This window comes from Nocardioides marinisabuli (assembly GCF_013466785.1).
Classification (GTDB): Bacteria; Actinomycetota; Actinomycetes; order Propionibacteriales; family Nocardioidaceae; genus Nocardioides; species Nocardioides marinisabuli.
The window spans coordinates 2,616,015-2,635,145 of record NZ_CP059163.1 but is presented as its reverse complement, the minus strand read 5'-3'; the positions used below and the strand labels follow the sequence as shown (position 1 = coordinate 2,635,145).

The 19,131-nt window shown below is 72.6% G+C and carries 13 protein-coding genes and 1 pseudogene; 1 reads left to right on the top strand and 13 read right to left on the bottom strand.

The genetic code is table 11. The features are described from left to right. Positions 1–3 precede the first annotated feature (3 nt). From H0S66_RS12580 to ligD (H0S66_RS12540), 9 genes are all read right to left on the bottom strand, one after another. Positions 4–387 carry a response regulator gene (locus H0S66_RS12580; RefSeq protein WP_179615687.1) on the bottom strand — a complete coding sequence of 128 codons (384 nt, stop codon included), beginning with the start codon at positions 385–387 and terminating at the stop codon, positions 4–6. Positions 388–475: 88 nt separating this feature from the next. Beyond that, positions 476–1,057 carry a hypothetical protein gene (locus H0S66_RS12575; RefSeq protein ID WP_179615686.1) on the bottom strand — a complete coding sequence of 194 codons (582 nt, stop codon included), beginning with the start codon at positions 1,055–1,057 and terminating at the stop codon, positions 476–478. Continuing rightward, positions 1,050–1,553, bottom strand: coding sequence for a pyruvoyl-dependent arginine decarboxylase (locus tag H0S66_RS12570; RefSeq protein WP_179615685.1), 504 nt, complete (start codon positions 1,551–1,553; stop codon positions 1,050–1,052). The genes H0S66_RS12575 and H0S66_RS12570 overlap by 8 nt, the downstream gene beginning before the upstream one ends. A gap of 74 nt (positions 1,554–1,627) precedes the next feature. Further along, positions 1,628–3,748, bottom strand: a complete 2,121-nt coding sequence (locus H0S66_RS12565; RefSeq protein WP_179615684.1) for an ATP-binding protein — start codon at positions 3,746–3,748, stop codon at positions 1,628–1,630. A gap of 28 nt (positions 3,749–3,776) precedes the next feature. Further along, positions 3,777–4,538 (bottom strand): HAD-IIA family hydrolase, encoded by a 762-nt coding sequence (locus tag H0S66_RS12560; protein WP_179617377.1) that lies wholly within the window; start codon positions 4,536–4,538, stop codon positions 3,777–3,779. A gap of 100 nt (positions 4,539–4,638) precedes the next feature. Beyond that, positions 4,639–5,364: a response regulator transcription factor gene (locus tag H0S66_RS12555; protein WP_246305143.1), complete on the bottom strand. Its 726-nt coding sequence runs from the start codon at positions 5,362–5,364 to the stop codon at positions 4,639–4,641. An 82-nt stretch (positions 5,365–5,446) separates the two neighbouring features. Further along, the gene (locus H0S66_RS12550; RefSeq protein WP_179615682.1) at positions 5,447–5,983 is read right to left on the bottom strand and encodes a hypothetical protein; all 537 of its coding nucleotides are present in this window, start codon (positions 5,981–5,983) and stop codon (positions 5,447–5,449) included. A 130-nt stretch (positions 5,984–6,113) separates the two neighbouring features. Further along, complete coding sequence (gene ligD, locus H0S66_RS12545; protein WP_179615681.1) at positions 6,114–7,022, bottom strand: non-homologous end-joining DNA ligase; 909 nt, start codon at positions 7,020–7,022, stop codon at positions 6,114–6,116. A 25-nt stretch (positions 7,023–7,047) separates the two neighbouring features. Further along, on the bottom strand, positions 7,048–7,992 hold the full coding sequence (ligD, locus tag H0S66_RS12540) for a non-homologous end-joining DNA ligase (protein WP_258016893.1): 945 nt from the start codon (positions 7,990–7,992) through the stop codon (positions 7,048–7,050). 106 nt (positions 7,993–8,098) lie between these two features. Between ligD (H0S66_RS12540) and ku the strand changes: the two genes are divergently transcribed. After that, on the top strand, positions 8,099–9,094 hold the full coding sequence (gene ku, locus H0S66_RS12535) for a non-homologous end joining protein Ku (RefSeq protein ID WP_179615680.1): 996 nt from the start codon (positions 8,099–8,101) through the stop codon (positions 9,092–9,094). A gap of 65 nt (positions 9,095–9,159) precedes the next feature. Here ku and H0S66_RS12530 read toward each other — a convergent pair. From H0S66_RS12530 to H0S66_RS12515, 4 genes and pseudogenes are all read right to left on the bottom strand, one after another. Next, a pseudogene (locus H0S66_RS12530) lies at positions 9,160–10,085 on the bottom strand (SDR family NAD(P)-dependent oxidoreductase). A gap of 31 nt (positions 10,086–10,116) precedes the next feature. Next, positions 10,117–11,973, bottom strand: a complete 1,857-nt coding sequence (locus H0S66_RS12525) for an ABC transporter ATP-binding protein (protein ID WP_180923610.1) — start codon at positions 11,971–11,973, stop codon at positions 10,117–10,119. Continuing rightward, a complete protein-coding gene (locus H0S66_RS12520) occupies positions 11,970–13,793 on the bottom strand; it encodes an ABC transporter ATP-binding protein (RefSeq protein ID WP_179615677.1) in 1,824 nt (607 codons plus the stop codon). The genes H0S66_RS12525 and H0S66_RS12520 overlap by 4 nt, the downstream gene beginning before the upstream one ends. Positions 13,794–14,162: 369 nt before the next feature. After that, positions 14,163–19,064, bottom strand: coding sequence for an NAD-glutamate dehydrogenase (locus H0S66_RS12515; protein WP_258016892.1), 4,902 nt, complete (start codon positions 19,062–19,064; stop codon positions 14,163–14,165). Between the last annotated feature and the right edge of the window lie 67 nt (positions 19,065–19,131).

Sequence of the window (19,131 nt, the reverse complement as noted above, 5' to 3'; positions counted from 1 at the left end):
ACGTTAGGCGCCCGGCGCGCTCCAGCCCAGCAGCGCCGCGACGTCGCCGGGCAGCTCCATCGGGCTGAAGGGCTTGGCCAGCACCCCGGTCACGGCCAGTCCGTCCCACGGCTGGGTGGGGCCGACCCGGCTCTTGGCGGTCAGCAGGATGACGGGGATGTCCCTGGTCACGGGGTCGTCCTGGAGCAGGCGGAAGGTCGTGATGCCGTCCATGTCCGGCATCATCAGGTCGAGCAGGATGGCGTCGGGCCGGGCGCTCGCGGCGAGCTCGAGCGCCTCACGACCGCGCGACGCCTCGAGCACGTCCCACCCGCCGACCTTGCTCAGCGAGATGCAGGTGACCATGCGGACGTCGTCGTCGTCGTCGACCACCAGCACGCTCGGCATCGTTCCCTCTCGACGGTCACGGCCCCGGACGACCGCGAGCGCCCACGATACCCGGGGCGGCACCCCCGCCGGTCATCCCCAGGAGCGCTCAGGAGCCCCTGGGTCCGTGCATCTGGACCACCGAGTAGGTCTGGGTGTCGACCTGCTCGATGGTGCAGTCGGCCCGCGAGTGCAGCAGCGCCCCGATCATCGTCGAGAAGCCCAGGTGCTGCTCGTTGTAGGCGCACACGTCCCACCCGCAGACCCCGCGGTCGTCGCGGACCAGCTCGACGACCTCCTCGATCATCGACTGGAAGACGTGGGTGCGACGGTGCTGCGGGGCGACCAGGGTGAAGCCGAGGTAGTAGACCGCGTCGCGGGCCGTGTGCTCGGGGTAGTGCGCGGCGAAGTAGTCGGGGCTGATCCACGGCACGGTCTCGAGGTCGCGGGTCAGCGTGGTCAGCCCGACCACCTCGCCGTCGAGGTCGCGGGCGACGTACTTCATCACCCGCGGGTCCGACATCTCCTCCACGAACTCCTCGCGGTGCAGCACCTGGCGCGCCACGGCGCGCGTGGCCAGCGGCTCGAAGGTGGCGGCGTACAGCGCGTGGAAGCGCTCGACGACCTCGGGCTCGAGCACCGTCTCGACCTCGATGGTCACGGTCAGCCCCTCGAGGGTCCGCTCAGGCACCGGTGCCCCACCCCTGGACCTCGTAGGCGGCCACGGCCAGGGCACAGACCGGGTCGTCGACGCAGTGGGCGCTGGCCACGACCGTGTGGCTCTCGACCTCGCCCCAGCCGCGCGAGGCGCACAGGTCCTCCAGGCTCAGCGCGATCTGGGTGCGCAGGGCCTCCTCGCTGCCGCTGTGGTGCTCCACGAACACCCCGGCACCGCTGGTGGTCTCGCGGGCCCAGCCCAGACCGGCCCACACGACCTCGCCGTGCTGCTCGGCGCCGGCCGAGGCCAGCACGCACCACAGCCGGTCCCCGTGGTCGTGCTCCAACGGCTCGTACGACTCCACCACCGTGCTGCCCGGCGGCACCACCGAGGACAGCGTGACCAGGTTGAGGTCGGCCACCCCGGCCTCGCGCAGCGCGGCGTCGAAGGCCGAGAGCCGGGTGCGGCCGGTGCCGCTGCCGGTGCGCACGGTGATCCGGGGCGCGGCGGGCGGTGGGGTCGTGTCCAAGGGAGCCTCCGAGGCAGCGGGACGGTGGTGCGGGGCTGTCCCCGCCGGCGAGCGGGCCGATTCTGCCCCGCGGCTCAGACCGGCACCTCGGAGGGTCCACGCACCGGCGCGGCCCGCAGGCTCAGGTGGGCGGTGGTACCGACGCCGACCTCGCTCTCGAGCCACACCCGGCCGCCGTGGCGCTCCACGATGCCGCGGCAGATCGCCAGGCCCAGGCCCGAGCCGCCCTCCTGGCGCATGTCGGAGGAGTCGACCTGCACGAACCGGTCGAAGATCGCGTCGAGCTGGTCGGCGGGGATGCCCCGGCCCTGGTCGCGCACCCGCATCTCCACCTCGCCGCCCACCAGCCGCGCGTCGAGCTCGACCACCGCGCCAGGCGCGGAGAACTTCAGCGCGTTGCCGATCAGGTTGGTCAGCGACTGCACGATGCGGTCGTGGTCGGCCAGGACCTGGGCCGGGCACCCGGCACCGCGCACGAGGCGCACCTGGCGGCTCTCGGCCAGCCCGGTCATCTCGCGCTCGGCGATGGCCAGCAGGTCGTCGACGTCGTGCGGCGCGACCTCGAGGGCCAGGCTGCCCGACTCGATCCGCTCGAGGTCGAGGATGTCGTTGATCATCCGGGTCAGGCGCTCCGAACTCATCAGCGCCCGGTCGACCATCGCCGAGGCGGGCTCGGGCAGCTCCCCGAGCACGCCACCGGCCAGCAGCCCCAGGGAGCCGCGGATCGAGGTCAGCGGGGTGCGCAGCTCGTGGCTGACCACCGAGAGGAACTCGTTCTTGACCCGCTCGACCTCGTGGCGCGAGGTCACGTCACGGAAGACCACGACCCCGCCACGGACCTCGCCGGTGTCGCCGTCGACGAGCGGGCTCGCGGTGATCTCGACCGGGAACGCCTCACCGTCCGCACGCAGGTAGCGGTCGTCCTCGCTGTGGGTGACCCGGCGCGAGCCGACGGCGTCGGCGATGTAGCAGTGCTCGGCCGGGTAGGCCCTGCCCTGCTCGTCGGGGGCGTGGAAGACGTCGTGGGCCACGCGCCCGGTCAGGTCGGCCACCTCGTAGCCCAGCATCTGGGCGCCGGAGGGGTTGACGAAGGTGACCCTGCCCTCGAGGTCGACGCCGTAGATGCCGTCGGCCACCGAGGACAGCAGCACCTCGGTCTCGCGCCCCATCTGGCGCAGGTCGGCGGTGCGCTCGCGCACCTGGTCCTCCAGGTTGGCGCGCAGGTGCCGGTTGTCGCGCGCGATCAGCCCCTGGCGCAGCCCCGCCCCGCCGATCAGGAGGATCCACAGCACGGCCTCGACGCTGAGCAGGCCCCCGGCGCCCTCGCCGATCACCTCGACCATGGTCGCGACCAGCAGCACGCCGAAGACGACGGCGGTGTCCCAGTCCTCCGCGCCCGCGACCCCGTCCTCGCGGGTCACGTCGCTGACCCGGCTGGGCCACCAGGCCGCCAGGGCGAGCAGGAGGTAGCCGCCCATCCAGCCGAGGTCGAGCACCGTGCCGAAGTCGAAGGTGCCGGCCGCGACCCGCACGGCGTACCCCAGGTCGGTCATCGTGTAGACGATGAAGCCGGCCGCGACCAGGCCGAGGGCGACCCGGTCGGGGCCGCGGGTGCGGCGCAGCAGGATGAGCGCGACGGTCGCCAGCACGACGTCGAGGATCGGGATGACCGTGCCCGCGAGCAGGGAGACGTTCTCGCCCGAGGCGAGCAGCTGGTCGTAGACCAGGCTGGCGGCGATCATCAGCACCGCGGTGCCGAGGATCAGCCCGTCGAGCGCCATCACCGCCAGGTCGACCCGGCTGCGGTTCACCTGGGTGAACCAGGTCAGGCTCACGATCGCGAGCACCAGCGCCAGGGCGATCGCGGTGTCGCCCACCGGCGAGGACACCGCGCTCGAGGAGTCCCCCAGCAGCATCGCCAGCACGTTGCCGGTGAGCGCGGTCAGGCCGGCCAGGGACAGCAGCCGCCAGGCGCGACGCCGCCCGCCGGTCGACCACCGGGCCCGCACAGCGGTGCTCGCGGTGGCCAGCGCGCCCGCCACGACCAGGCCCAGGGCGCTGACACCCCCACGTGCCTCCAGCGAGAGCGACGACGCCAGCAGCGACCAGAAGACGACGAGCACGGCGGCGGCGACGACGGTGGCGACGACCAGGAGGACCCGCTGCCGCCTGGCATCGGGGGGGCCGGACGTCATGCGCGGAGACTACGTCGCGGGGGCGTGCTCACACCCGTCGGGCCCACTCGTCGACGAGGCCGACGAGGTCGGCCACCGACTCGCGCACCACGGTGGGGCGGTAGGGGAAGGTGCCGACCTGGTCGGGGCGGGTCGAGCCGCTGGTGACCAGCACCGTGCGCAGCCCCGCCTCGAGCCCGGCGATGATGTCGGTGTCCATCCGGTCGCCCACCATCACGGTGGTCTCGGAGTGCGCGTCGATGCGGTTCAGGGCGCTGCGCATCATCAGCGCGTTGGGCTTGCCGACGTAGTAGGGCGCCCGCCCGGTCGCAGTGGTGATCAGCGAGGCGACCGCGCCGGTGGCGGGCAGCTTGCCGTCCTGGCTGGGCCCGCTGGGGTCGGGGTTGGTCGCGATGAACCGGGCGCCGTCGTCGATGAGGCGGATCGCGCGGGTGATCGCCTCGAAGGAGTAGGTGCGGGTCTCGCCGAGCACGACGTAGTCGGGGTCGCGGTCGGTCATCACGTAGCCCGCGTCGTGCAGGGCCGTGGTCAGCCCGGTCTCCCCCACGACGTACGCCGACCCGCCGGGGCGCTGGTCGTGCAGGAACTGCGCGGTGGCCAGGGCGGAGGTCCAGATCGCCGACTCGGGCACGTCGATGCCGCTGCCGAGCAGGCGGGCGCGCAGGTCGCGCGGGGTGAAGATCGAGTTGTTGGTCAGCACCATGAAGCCGAGCCCGGAGCGCTGGAGGGCCTCGATGAACTCCTGGGCGCCGGGGATCGGCACCTCCTCGTGCACCAGCACGCCGTCCATGTCGGTCAGCCAGGTCAGCACCTCGCGGCGCGGGGCTGCCTGGTCGTGCTGGTCGGGCTGGTCGTGCTGGGCGGGGTCCTGCGGGGGCGCGGCCACCGGCTCAGGCGTCGGCCGAGGAGGGGGCCGAGCTGGTCGAGGGGGCCGCGGCGCCCTCGAGACGGAAGCCGACCCCGCGCACGGCGACGATCTTGTCGGTGACCCCGACGCTCTCGAGCTTCTGGCGCAGGCGACCGATGGTGACGTCGAGGGTCTTGGTCGAGCCGTACCAGTTCTCGTCCCACACGTCGGCCATCAGCCGGCCGCGGGCCACGACCTTGTCGCGCTGGGAGGCCAGGATGTTGAGCACCTCGAACTCCTTGCCCGTCAGCGGGACCTCCTGCTCGCCGCAGTAGACGCGGCGGGCCGCGACGTCGACGCGCAGCCCGTGGGGGTCGGGGTCGCCCGAGGCGGAGAAGCCGCTGGCGGTGCGGCGCAGCAGCGCCCGCACCCGGGCCTGCAGCTCAGCAAGGCCGAAGGGCTTGGCCAGGTAGTCGTCGGCGCCGTAGTCGAGGCCCACGACCCGGTCGAGCTCACCGGCGCGGGCGGTCACGATCATGATCGCACCCTCGTAGCCGGCCTCCCGGGCGCGCCGGCAGACCTCGAGGCCGTCCATGTCGGGCAGGCCCAGGTCGAGGATGACCACGTCCGCGGGGATGCCGCTCAGGTCGTCGAGGGCGCGCTGACCGCTGTCGACCCAGGACACCTCGTAGCCCTCACGTTCGAGGGTGCGGACGAGGGGGAAGGCGATGTCTTCCTCGTCCTCGACCACCAGGACACGCTGAGCCATGGTCCGAAGCATAGGGCCCCGGGCATCAGGGCGAGGCGCCAACACGGCAGTTCGACGACGCGACACCCCGGACCCCTCCCCGTCAGGGAGTGCTCTCCCACGCATACGTGGCTGTGGCGGCCTGCCCGCCCGCGGAGAAGGGCGGCGCGGTCTCAGGGAGCGAGACGGTGAAGCGGAAGGTGCTCTCCCCGCGCGCCGGCACCCAGCCCATGTCCTGGCGTACGTCGGCCATCGCACCGAAGGGGCCCTCGTAGACCACCCGCTCGTCGTGCTCGATGCGCAGCACCAGCGCGCCACCGGCGGCCGTGGTGGGCGCGGCGTTCTCGACCAGCGCCAGGCGCACCTCGCTGCTCTCGGGGTTGCGGATCGTCACGGTGCGGCTGGCGCTGGCCCCCGCCTCGAGGCTGGTCACGCTCAGCGTGGTGCCCTGCTCGCCGGCGGAGAGCGACATGCCGGCGCCCGCGTCGGTCTCGCTGCCGCGCAGCGGGATGCCGCTGAGCCACACGGTGCCCGCGAGCACGAGCAGCACGACCAGGAACACGCCACCCGTGCGCAGCTGCGAGCTGCTCAGGCTCGGCAGCTGCGGCTGTCCGTGCCGCTGGAGCTGGATCGAGGTCATGGCGGGTCCTCCCCTGGTCGCGCACCGGTCGGGTGCCCGGTCCCTGTGACCGTAGGACCCGGCGCGCACGGCGCGGCCACGCCTCGACCACGACCGGTCCACGGTTCGGTAACACCGCTCGGCAGCACCCTCAGCGCGGCTCCGCGAACAGGTCGCCCCGCTCCTCCACGCGCTCCAGGACCTCCTCGAGCCGCAGCTGCTCCAGGCCCAGGGGGTCCTCGGCGCCGGCCTCGACCTCGTCCCACGAGACCGGCGCGGCGACGTACGGCCGGTCGCGACCGCGCAGCGAGTAGGGCGTGATGGTGGTCTTCGAGCCGGCGTTCTGCGACCAGTCGAGGAAGACCTTGCCGCCGCGGCGTGCCTTGGTCATGGTCGCGGTGACCCGCCGGGGGTGGGCGGCGGACAGCTCCTCGGCGACCTGCTTGGCCAGCTCGGTCGACTCCGCGGGTGGCAGGCGCCGCGGCAGCGTCGCGTAGAGGTGCAGCCCCTTGCTGCCGCTGGTGACCGGTCGCGCCTCCAGGCCGCGCTCGGCCAGGCGGTCGCGCACCAGCAGCGCCACCTGGCAGCACTCGTGCAGCCCCGCCGGGTCACCCGGGTCGAGGTCGATGACGATCCGGTCGGCGTTGCGCGGCCGGCCGTTGCGCCCCACCCGCCACTGGTGCACGTGCAGCTCGAGGGCGGCCAGGTTGGCCAGCCAGGTCAGCGTCGCCAGGTCGTCGACCACCGGGAAGACCAGGCGGTCGCCGTGGCGCGACTCCCCGCGGCTGCCGGTCGTGGGCACCGACACGGTGCGCACCCACGACGGCGTCCCCGAGGGGGCGTTCTTCTCGAAGAAGCTGCTGCCGCCGGTGCCGTGCGGCCAGCGGATCCGGGTCACCGCGCGGTCGGCCAGGTGCGGCAGCAGGGTGGGCGCGATCCGGGCGTAGTACTGCAGCACCTCGCCCTTGGTCGTCCCCGTCGCGGGGTACATCACCTTGTCGAGGTTGCTGATGCGCAGCGTGCGGCCCTCGACGTCGACCAGCACCTCCTCGCCCGCCATCAGTCCCCGCCCCTCACGACTGGCCTCACGACTGGTCCGGCAGGTCGGCGGGGGCCAGGTCCTCGCGCAGGCCGCGGTAGGACGGCTGGCGCAGGCGCGCGTGGCCGGTGCCGTGGGTGTCGACGTCGACGACCAGCACCGGCTCGACCCAGTGCGTGCCGCGGGCGTCGAGCCGGGGCACCTCGTCGGCGAAGGGGCTGCGGTCGCGCGCGAGGTCGGCGACCAGCGCGGTGAGCTGGCGCGAGACCCGCGCCCCGATGCCGCTGCCGACCCGACCGCGGTAGGCCAGCCCGTCGGGGGTCGGCTCCCCCACCAGCAGCGCGGCCAGCCGGTCGCTGCTGCCCTCCTGGGGCCGCCAGCCCCCGACGACGTAGGAGCGGCGGTGCCGGTGGGCGAGCTTGAGCCAGTGCGGGCTGCGCCGCTCGAAGGTGTAGCGGGAGTCGAGGCGCTTGCTGACCACGCCCTCGAGCCCCTGCTCGAGGGTGGCGGCGTGCAGCATCGCCCCGTCGTCGTACGCCGCCGGCACCTGCCAGCGGCCCAGGTCGAGGTCGGCGAGGCGGGCGCGTCGCTCGTGCAGCGGCAGGTCGCTCAGGTCGGTGCCGTCGAGCCGCAGCAGGTCGAAGACCATGAAGGTCGCCGGCAGGCTGCCGGCGAGCCGCTCGGCGGTGCTCGCCCGGCTCACGTGCAGGCGCTCCTGGAGCACCCGGAAGTCGGGCACCCCGGCGCCGTTGAGCACGATCACCTCGCCGTCGACGAGCAGGTCGCGCGCACCCACGGCGTTCTCGACCACGTCGGGCCAGGCCACGCCGACCTCGTTGACGTTGCGGCTCCACAGCCTCGCCGAGCCGCCGCCGGCGGGGGTGAGGTCGGCGAGGATGCGCACGCCGTCCCACTTCACCTCGTGGGACCACTCGGCGCCCGTGGGCAGGCTGCTCGCCTTGGTCGCGAGCATCGGGCGCAGCGGTGGCACCCGGCCATCCTGCCCGAGCGGGCGCGCCCGCGCCCCCACCCGGGCGATGACGAACCGGCGTCCCACCCGTCACACTGGTGGTGTCCGCGAAACGAGAGGCTTCCCCATGCGCGCGATCTGGAAGGGTGCGGTGTCCTTCGGGCTCGTCAGCGTGCCCGTCAAGCTCTACTCCGCGACCGAGTCGCACGACGTGTCGTTCCGCCAGGTGCACGCCAAGGACGGCGGGCGCATCCGCTACCAGCGGGTCTGCTCGATCGACGGCGAGGAGGTGCCCTACGCCGACATCGCCAAGGGCTACGAGACCGAGGACGGCGAGATGGTGATCCTCACCGACGACGACATGGCCGAGCTGCCGTCGACGTCGTCGCGCGAGATCGCGGTCGAGAAGTTCGTGCCCTCCGACCAGATCGACCCGATGCTCTTCGAGAAGAGCTACTACCTCGAGCCCGAGAAGTCCGGCGCCAAGCCGTACGCCCTGCTGCGCCAGGCGCTGCTCGAGGCCGACCGGATGGCCGTGGTGACCGTCGCGCTGCGCCAGCGCACCACCATCGCGGTGCTGCGGGTGCGCGACGACGTGATCGTGCTGCAGACGATGATGTGGCCCGACGAGATCCGCACCCCCGACTTCTCGGTCGAGGCCGGCGAGGTCAAGGAGGCCGAGACCAAGATGGCCACGATGCTCGTCGAGACCCTCGCCGGCGACTTCGACGCCTCCGAGTTCGAGGACGACTACGCCGCGGCCGTCGAGATGATGGTCAAGACCAAGATCGAGGGCGGCGAGATGAAGCGCACCCCCACCTCGACCAAGTCCTCCGGCGAGGTCGTCGACCTCCTCGCCGCCCTCCAGCGCTCCGTCGACGCCGCGAAGTCGGGGCGCCGTGAGAGCGACGAGTCCGAGGAGGACTCCGGGGACTCCGAGGCCGGCGAGAAGCCCGCGAGGAGCGCCACCAGGAAGACGCCGGCCAAGAAGACGGCCGCGAAGAAGTCGACGGCCAAGAAGAGCACCAGCAAGTCGAGCGCGGCCAGGAAGACCAGCGCGAAGAAGAGCACCAGCAAGAAGACGGCGACGAAGAAGGCGGCGGCGGCCAAGAAGGCGAGCTGAGGCGAGGCCGGCGAGAGTTTCATCGGGTACCCGATGGAACTCGCGCTACCCGGCTGAACCTTCGGTCAGGTGGCGCCAGCTTCATCGGGTACCCGATGAACCTTCGCGGCCTCCCCCTCCCCCGGGCGGGCCGCGGCGGAGTCGGGGAACATCTGGTCGGCTCGGGCGAAGAGCACGTCGGTGAGCCGGGGCGCGAGCAGGTTGAGCACCTCGCCGAGGTTGCCGGCGAGGGTGCTGACCAGCACCGGCCGCTCCTCCAGGGCGCGTACGACGCGCGCGGCGGCCTGCTCGGGGCTCGCGCCGCGCCCGGCGTAGGCCTCGGTGGGCGCGGTCATCGCGGTCTCGACCAGCCCGAAGCGCATCGAGGTGAAGGTGACACCGTCGCCCCAGGTCTCGCGGCCCGCGACCCGGCTCCAGGCGTCGAGGGCGGTCTTGGAGGCGATGTAGGCCGAGAACTTCGGGGCCTTGAGCTGCACGCCCCAGGTGACGATGTTGACCACGTGGCCCGAGCCGCGCTCGCGCATCGAGGGCAGCAGCCCCATGGTCAGGCGCACCGGGGCCAGGAAGTTGATCGCCATCGTGCGCTCGACGTCGTGGAACCGGTCGCCGCTCAGCGCCAGCGACCGCCGGATCGAGCGCCCGGCGTTGTTGACCAGGTGGTCGACGTGGCCGTGCTCGGTGAGCAGCCGCGCGACCAGCGCGTCGACGGCCGCACCGTCGGTCAGGTCGCAGGGGTACGTCGTCGCCAGGCCGCCCCGCTCGCGCACCCGGCCGGCCACCGCTCGAGCTCGTCGGCGCGCCGCGCCACCAGCAGCACGTGGGCGCCGGCGGCAGCGGCGGCGTACGCCGTGGCCTCGCCGATGCCCGAGGAGGCGCCGGTGATGACCACGTGGGTGCCGCGCAGCGGGCTGGGTCGCCCGGTGAGCGGACGGGTGAGCCTGTCGAGGCGGGCCACGGGGGTGCTCAGCAGCCGTGCCGCGCCTCGGATCATGCGCGCGAGACTACCGACGACCCGTGCCCCTTCACGCCAGCGAGGCCTGCCAGGCCTCGTGCAGCGCCGAGAACCGGCCGTCGCCGGCGGCCACGAGCTCCGAAGGGCTGCCGTCCTCGACGACCCGGCCGTGCTCCATCACCAGCACCCGGTCGGCGATCTGCACCGTCGAGAGCCGGTGGGCGATGATCACCGCGGTGCGCCCGGCCAGCACGGTGCGCAGCGCCTGCTGCACCAGCCGCTCCGAGGGCACGTCGAGCGAGGACGTCGCCTCGTCGAGGATCAGCACCGCGGGGTCGGCCAGGAACGCGCGGGCGAAGGCGACCAGCTGGCGCTGGCCTGCCGAGAGGCGGCCGCCCTGGTTGGCGACGTCGGTCTCGTAGCCCTGTGGCATGGCCGCGATGAAGTCGTGGGCGCCCAGCGCCGTGGTGGCGGCCACGACTTCCTCCATCGTCGCGTCGGGCCGGCCGAAGCGGATGTTGTCGGCGATCGTGCCCGAGAACAGGTAGTTCTCCTGGGTCACCATCACCACGTGGTCGCGCAGGGTGTCGCTGGCCAGGTCCCGCACGTCGATGCCGTCGAGCAGCACCCGCCCGCCGGTCGGGTCGTAGAAGCGGGTGGCCAGCTTGGCCAGGGTGGTCTTGCCGGCGCCGGTGGTGCCCACCAGCGCCACGGTCTGGCCGGCGGGCACGACCAGGTCGAGGCCCGGCAGCACCGGACGCCCCTCGACGTACTCGAAGCGGACCGCGTCGAAGCGCAGCTCCCCCGACGCCTGTGCCAGCGGGCGCGGCGAGGTGGGCTCGGGGACGTCCGGCTCCTGCTCGAGCACGCCAGCGAGCTTCTCCAGCGCCGCCGAGGCGGACTGGAAGGTGTTGTAGAACTGGCTGATCTCCATCATCGGCTCGAAGAACTGGCGCAGGTAGAGCAGGAACGCGGCCAGCACCCCGACGGTGACGTCGCCCTGGTAGGCCAGGTAGCCGCCGTAGAGCAGCACCACCGCGATGGTGATGTTGCCGATCAGGCGGATGCCGGGCATGAACCAGGCGACCAGACGGAAGGCGACCAGGTTGGCGCGGCGGTACTGGTCGTTGACGTCGTCGAAGATCTCCTGGTTGCGCCCCTCGCGGCGGAAAGCCTGGACCGCGCGGACGCCGCCCATGGACTCCACGAAGTGCACGATGACCAGCGCGACCTTCTCCCGGGTGACCCGGTAGGAGCTGGCCGAGGCCTTGCGGAACCAGTTGGTCAGCAGCGCCAGAAAAGGCCCGCACAGCAGCGCGACCAGACCCAGCCGGACGTCGAGGAAGAGCAGGATGCCGGCGGTGCCGACCAGGGTGATGGCCGCGGTGACCAGGCCGTCGAAGCCGGTCTCGAGCATCTCGTGGATCGCGTCGACGTCGGAGGTCTGGCGCGAGATCACCCGACCCGAGGTGTAGGTGTCGTGGAAGGCGGGACCCGAGGTGTAGGTGTCGTGGAAGGCGGGGCTGAGGGCCTGGAAGTGCCCGAAGACCCGTCGGCGCAGCGCCAGCAGCACGTCCTGGCCGATCTGGCCCTGGCGCACGAGGAAGCGGTTGCGGGCCACGGCCTGGGTCAGCGTGGCCACCAGCACCACGGCCACCACGGTCAGCAGCGTGGAGAGGTCGTCGCGCTCGCGGATCGGCGGGATGCCCGAGTCGATGCCGACCTTGACCAGGTAGGGGATCGCCAGCCGGGCGGCGTTCTCGACCAGCACGATCAGGACCAGGACCTGCAGGGCCCGCTTGTAGGGGCGCAGCAGGTCGCGCAGCAACCGCTTGGCGCCGCCCCCGAGGGAGCCGGCCGTCAGCCGCTCGGCCGCCTCGTCCTGGTCGACCTCGGCCTCGCCGCGCCAGGTCTGTGCGGTGCTCATGCCGACACCTCCTCAGCCTGCTCGTCGTCGAGGTCGTCGTCGCCCGCGAGCAGGTCGCGGTACGCCGGCACGGTCGCCAGCAGCTCGCGGTGCGGCCCGACGTGGGTGATGGTGCCGTCCTGCAGCAGCGCGACCCGGTCGGCCAGCTGCACCGTGGAGGCCCGGTGCGCCACCACGATCGCCGTCGTCGAGGACAGCACCCGGCCCAGGGCCTCCTCGACGAGCGCCTCGGTGTGCACGTCGAGCGCGGACAGGGTGTCGTCGAGCACCAGGACGCGGGGGCGCGCCAGCACCGCACGGGCCAGCGCGAGCCGCTGGCGCTGCCCGCCCGAGAGCGCCATCCCCTGCTCGCCGATGCGGGTGTCGAGGCCCCACGGCAGGTCGTGCACGAACTGTGCCTGGCTGACCTCGAGGGCCTGCTCGATCTCGGCCTCGGTCGCGTCAGCGCGGCCCAGGGTGAGGTTCTCGCGCGCGCTCATCGAGAACAGCGTGGGGTCCTCGAAGGCGGTGGCGACCAGGGTGCGCAGGTGGTCGGTGCGCAGCTCGCGCACGTCGACGCCGTCGATGAGCACCCGGCCGCCGGTGACGTCCCACAGCCGCGGGACGAGCGCGGTCAGGATGGTCTTGCCCGAGCCGGTGGCGCCGACGAGGGCGACCGTCTCGCCGGGGCGCACGTCGAGGTCGACGCCGCGCAGCACCGGCTCGTCGGGGGCGTCGGGGAACGCGAAGTCGACCTGCTCGAGGCGCAGGTGGCCGCGCGGGTCGTCGACGACCCGGTCGCCGCCGACGATGGAGGGCTCGGTGTCGTAGATCTCCAGGATGCGCGCCGAGGCCGTCATCGCCTCCTGGGCCATCGCCAGGATGACCCCGAGCGAGGAGACCGGCCACACCAGGCTCAGCAGCAGGGTGATGAAGGCGACCAGCTCGCCGAGGGTCAGCTGGCCGCGCCCGACCCCGAGGGCGCCGAGCAGCAGCACCACGACCACCGCGACGTTGGGGATCACCTCGAGGAAGGTCCAGAACTTCGCCGAGAGCCTCGCCTTCTCGACGCTGGTGGCGTGCAGGCGTCGGGCGGCGACGTCGTACTGCTCGCCGATGTGGGCGCTGCGCCCGAAGGACTTCACCACCCGGATGCCGACCGCGCCCTCCTCGGCCAGGGTCGCGAGGTCGCCCTGCTCGTCCTGGACCCGGCGCGAGATGACGACGTAGCGCTTCTCGAAGCGCATCGAGAGCCACACGATCGGCACCGCGGCCGCGGCCACCACGAGTCCCAGCGGCCAGTACATGTGCAGCAGGACCGCGGTGGTCGCCACCAGCTGCACGACGTTGATCAGCAGGAACAGCAGGCCGAACCCGGAGAACCGGCGGATCGCGGCCAGGTCGGTGGTGGCCCGCGACAGCAGCTGGCCCGAGCCCCACCGGGTGTGGAAGGCCATCGGCAGCCGCTGCAGGTGGGCGTAGAGGTCGCGGCGCATCGTCGTCTCGAGGCCCAGGACCGCGTTGGACTGCACCCAGCGCCGCCACCACACCAGCACCGCCTCGAGCACGCCGAGCAGCAGCGCCAGCCCGGCCAGCGGCAGCAGGGCCCCGAGGTCGCGGTCGGTCACCGGCCCGTCGATGATCGCCCGGGTCACCAGCGGGATGCCGATCGCCAGGGCGACCCCGCCCAGCGAGGCGACGAGCATGATGGCCAGCGCCCCGACGTGGGGGCGCAGGTAGCCGCGCAGGCGCCACAGCGAGTGGACGCCGGCCGGCGGCGGGCTGTCCGGGTCGGGACCGAGCGCGTCGGTGCCACCACGAGATCCGAGAGTCGTTGACATCGACACCGATCTTAGGTGCGTCCACCGACACTCCACGACCGGGTTTCCTCACCCCCCGACCCGGTATCGGCGCGAACGTCGCAGGGCGTACAGGAGGCGGGCACCTCACGGGGTCTCGACGACGCTCCTCGCTGGCGCTCGTCACTGCTCGACCAACGGAAGCCGCCGTTGGTTGAGCAGCGAGGGCCGAAGGCTCGAGCGTCCTCGAAAACCGGTGAGCCCATGGCGTACGGCGGGCGCGGTTCTCACCGGGTCTCGACGACGTTCCTCGCTGGCGCTCGTCACTGCTCGACCAACGGAGGCCGCCGTTGGTTGAGCAGCGAGGGCCGAGGGCCGAGCGTCGTCGACACCCCGCGACCGACGACGGGGTCAGCTGGTGAGCAGCCCCCGCACGATCCGCAGCCCCACCGAGAGCCGCGCGAGGTCGGCGTCCTCGTCGGAGCAGATCTCGCCGAGGGTGCTGGCGGCGCGGCCCACCGCGGTGGCGTCGCCGTCCTCCCAGGTCGAGATCCGGGCGGTGGCCGACTCGTCGTCGCCGGTGGCGGCGATGACCCGCAGGGTCAGCTGCAGGTGCACCGAGTGCAGGTCGTCGCGCAGCGCCGCGCGCGCCATGGTCTGCCAACGGTCCTCGCGCGGCAGCGCGAGGATGCGCAGCACCAGCGCGGGCAGCCCCAGCCGCTCGCCCAGGGCGAAGTGCACCCGGGCGACCTCGGCGGGGTCGAGGCCCTCGCGGGTGGCGGCGTCGACGATGCCGAGCACCATGTACGCCGGCGGCAGGACCGCCACGCGCGCGGCCAGGTCGTCGGGCACGCCGCGCTCGACCAGGCGGTCGCGGCGCTGCTCGAAGGCCGCCAGCTCGCGCCCGGTCATCAGCTCGGGCAGCTGGGCCACGGTCTCCTGGACCGGCCCGGCCAGCTGCTCGACGGTGGCGCTGCTGTCGAGGGGGGCACGCCGGTTGGCGACGAGCCAGCGGGTGGCCCGCTCGACCAGGGTGCGCATCTCCAGGCGCATCCGGGTCTGCACCGAGGCGTCGAGCTTGTTGTCGTAGGAGTGCAGCTCCTCGCGCAGCGGCAGCGACCCGAAGATCTCGCGGGCCACGAAGTTGGCGTGGGTCAGCTCGGCGGCCCCCACCCCGGTCTCGCCGCCCAGGCGCGGCCAGAAGGTCATGCCGGCGCCGTTGACCAGGTCGTTGACCACCTGGGTCACGATGATCTCGCGGCGCAGCGGGTGCTTGCGGATCTGCTCGGTGAAGCGCTCGCGCATCGCCGTGGGGAAGTAGACCAGCAGGTCCTGGTCGAGGTAGGGGTCGTCGGGCACGTCGGACTCGATGAGCTCCTGGGCCAGCACGATCTTGGTCCAGGCCAGCAGCACCGACAGCTCCGGCGCGGTCAGACCCTCCTTCTTGTCGGCCCGGCGACGCACCTCGCGGCTGGTGGGCAGGCCCTCGACCGCGCGGTTGAGGACGCCCTCGCGCTCGAGGCGCTTCATGAACTCCTCGTGCACGTGCAGCAGCGACGGCGCGTGCGAGAGCGCGTTGGCCAGCGCCAGGTTCTGCTCGTAGTTGTCGCGCAGCACCAGCGCGGCGACCTCGTCGGTCATCGCCGCCAGCAGCTCGTTGCGCTGCTTGCCGGTCAGGTCGCCGTCGGCGACCACCCGGTCGAGCAGGATCTTGATGTTGACCTCGTGGTCGGAGGTGTCCACCCCGGCGGAGTTGTCGATGAAGTCGGTGTTGACGCGACCGCCACCGCTGTCGGGGTCGCCGCCCAGGCGGGCGTACTCGATGCGCCCGGCCTGGGTCAGGCCCAGGTTGCCGCCCTCGCCGATGCAGCGCGCCCGCACGTCGCGACCGTCGACGCGGATCGGGTCGTTGGCCTTGTCGCCGGCGTCGGCGTGGGTCTCCTCGCGGCTCTTGACGTAGGTGCCGATGCCGCCGTTCCACAGCAGGTCGACGGGCGCGGTGAGGATGGCGCGCATCAGCTCGGCCGGCGTCATCGACGACACGTCGTCCCTGATGCCGAGCGCCTCGCGCACCTGCGGGGTGATCGGGATCGACTTCTTCGAGCGCGAGTGCACCCCGCCGCCCTCGGAGATCAGCGAGGTGTCGTAGTCCTGCCAGCTGGTGCGCGGCTGCTCGAAGAGCCGCTTGCGCTCGGCGTACGACGTCGCGGCGTCGGGCGTGGGGTCCAGGAAGATGTCGCGGTGGTCGAAGGCGGCCACGAGCCGGATGTGCTCGGAGCAGAGCATCCCGTTGCCGAACACGTCGCCGGACATGTCGCCGATGCCAACGCAGGTGAAGTCCTCGGTCTGGCAGTCGATGCCGCGCTCGCGGAAGTGGCGCTGCACCGAGACCCAGGCGCCGCGGGCGGTGATGCCCATCGCCTTGTGGTCGTAGCCGACCGAGCCGCCGCTGGCGAAGGCGTCGCCGAGCCAGAACCCGTAGTCCTTGGACAGCTCGTTGGCGATGTCGGAGAAGGTCGCGGTGCCCTTGTCGGCGGCGACCACCAGGTAGGAGTCGTCGCCGTCGTGGCGCACCACGTCGACCGGCGGCGCGGTGCGCCCGTCGACGAGGTTGTCGGTGATGTCGAGCAGACCGCTGATGAAGGTGCGGTAGGAGGCGATGCCCTCGGCCATCCACGCCTCCCGGTCGGAGGGGTCGGGCAGCTGCTTGGCGAAGAACCCGCCCTTCGCGCCCACCGGCACGATGACGGTGTTCTTGACCATCTGCGCCTTGACCAGGCCCAGCACCTCGGTGCGGAAGTCGTCGCGCCGGTCGGACCAGCGCAGCCCGCCGCGGGCCACCGAGCCGAAGCGCAGGTGCACGCCCTCCACGCGCGGGGAGTGCACGAACACCTCGTACTCCGGGCGCGGGCGCGGCAGGTCGGGGATCGCCGACGGCTCCAGCTTGAGGCTGAGGTACGACTTGGGCTCGCCGTCGTCGGTGCACTGGTAGTGGTTGGTGCGCAGGGTCGCGCCGATGTGGGTCAGGTAGGAGCGCAGGATGCGGTCGTGGTCGAGGCTGGCGACGTCGTCGAGCGCGCCGGCCAGCCGCTCGCGCAGCTGCTCCTCGCGCTGCTCGCGGTCCTCGCAGGTCGGGTCGAAGCGGACCTCGAAGAGCTGCACGAGCAGCCGGGTGATGTCGACGTTGCTGCTCAGCGCCTCCTCGATGGTGTCGAGCTGGAAGGGCGACCCGCCCTGGCGCATGTACTTGGCGTAGGCGCGCAGCACCGAGACCTGTCGCCAGCTCAGCTCGGCGGCCAGCACCAGCACGTTGAAGCCGTCGGTGTCGGTGCGCCCGTCCCAGATCGCGCGCAGCGACTGCACGAAGAGGTCGCGGGAGCGCTCCGGCAGCGAGCGGCCGTAGCGCAGCCCGAACTCGTAGATGTAGGAGGCGCGCTCGAGGCCGTCGATCTCGTACGGGCGCTCGTCGACGACCTCGACGCCGAGGCTGGAGATCATCGGCAACACCTCGGACAGCGACAGCGGGCTGCCGACCCGGTAGACCTTCAGGCGCACCTCGCCGCGACCGGCGTCGAGGTTCTCGTGCAGCGCCAGGTCGAGGCCCTCGTCGCCCTCGATCGCCTCGAGCCGGCCCAGGTCGACCGCGGCGGTGCGCGCCGAGTAGTCCTCCTTGAAGGCTTCGGGGAAGGAGTCGGCGTAGCGCCGGCCCAGCACCGCCCCGGCCTGCTCGCCGTACTCGGAGAGCACGGCGGCCAGGAAGTCGTCGCGCCACGAGCGCGACGCGTCGGCCAGGCGCCGCTCGAGGTCGGTGGTGTCGAGGGCGCGCAGCTGGCCGGTGACGGTCGGGTCGCTCTCGCCGCGCGGCAGGTGCACCACGAAGTGCACGCGCGCGGTCGTCGACTCGTTGATCCGCACGGTGAACTCGATGGACTCGCCGCCCAGGCGCTCGAGCAGGATGTCGCTGAACCGCTCGCGCACCGCGGTGTTGTAGCGGTCGCGGGGCAGGTAGACCAGCACCGAGACGTAGCGCCCGTAGGTGTCGGGGCGGATGATCGCGCGCACCGCACGCCGCTCGCGCGCGTGCATCGCGGCCTCGGCCATCGTCGCGAGCTGGCTCACGTCGGTGTGGAAGAGCTCGTCGCGCGGGTAGGTCTCCAGGGTGTCCATCAGCGCGCGGCCGGCGTAGGAGCGCGGGTCGAAGCCGCTGCGGCGCAGCACCTCGCGGGCCTTCTCGCGCAGCAGCGGGATGCGGGTGAGCGACTCGGCGTACGCCGTGGAGGAGAACAGGCCCAGGAAGCGCTGCTCGCCGGTCACCTCGCCCCGCTCGTCGAACGTCTTGACCCCGACGTAGTCGAGGTAGGCCGGGCGGTGCACGGTGGCCCGCGAGTTGGCCTTGGCCAGGACCAGCAGCGACTTCTCGCGGGCCTTGACCTTGACCGGCTCGGGGAGCCGGGCGAAGGAGGTGCTGTGGGCCTGGTCGGCGCGCAGGATGCCCAGGCCGGTGCCCGGCACCGCCCGCAGGACGTCGTCCTCGCCGCCGTCGATCTCCACGGTCTCGAGCCGGTACTCGCGGTAGCCCAGGAAGGTGAAGTGGTCGTCGACGAGCCACTCGAGCAGCTCGGCGCCCTGGCGGACCTCCTCGGCGGTCAGCTCGACCGGCGGGTCCTCGCGCAGGCCGCGCACGATGTCGAGCATCCGCTGCCGGGTGCGCGGCCAGTCCTCGACGGCCTCGCGCACGTCGCGCAGCACCCGCTGGACGTCCTCGACGATCTGCTCGGTGTCGTCGTCGTCGGCGAGCCGGTCGATCTCCACGTGCATCCACGACTCGCGCACCGAGGAGTCCTGGGGCTCCATCGCGCCGTCGTCGACGACCCGGGCGCGCTGGAGCTCGCCGGTGATGTCGCGCTCGACGTCGAAGTGCGGGTGCACGACCAGGTGCACGTCGCGCAGCTGGCGCGAGAGCTCCATGGTCAGCGAGTCGACGAGGAAGGGCATGTCGTCGGTGACGACCTCGACGACGCTGTGCCCGCCGGCCGACCAGCCGTGCTCGGCCAGGGTGGGGGTGAAGACCCGCACCGAGGCGCGGCCCTGGGGTCGCTGCTGGGCCAGGCGGTAGTGGCTGGCCAGGGCCCCCCACACGTCGCTCTCGGCGCGCTCGGCGAGGTCCTCGGGGGCGACGTGGCGGTAGTAGGCGGTGAGCAGGTCGCCCACCTCGGCGTGCGGCGGGCCGCCGCTGCCGCGGCCGGCACGCGCCAGCTCCGCGGCCTTGGAGATCAGCTCGGACTTGTCGAGATCGTGCGTCGTCGTTGACACGTTCCCGACCCTAGGACCCCGACGTGACGCGGACAACACGGGCCCCGGGGTGGTGCGGAGGTCTGCT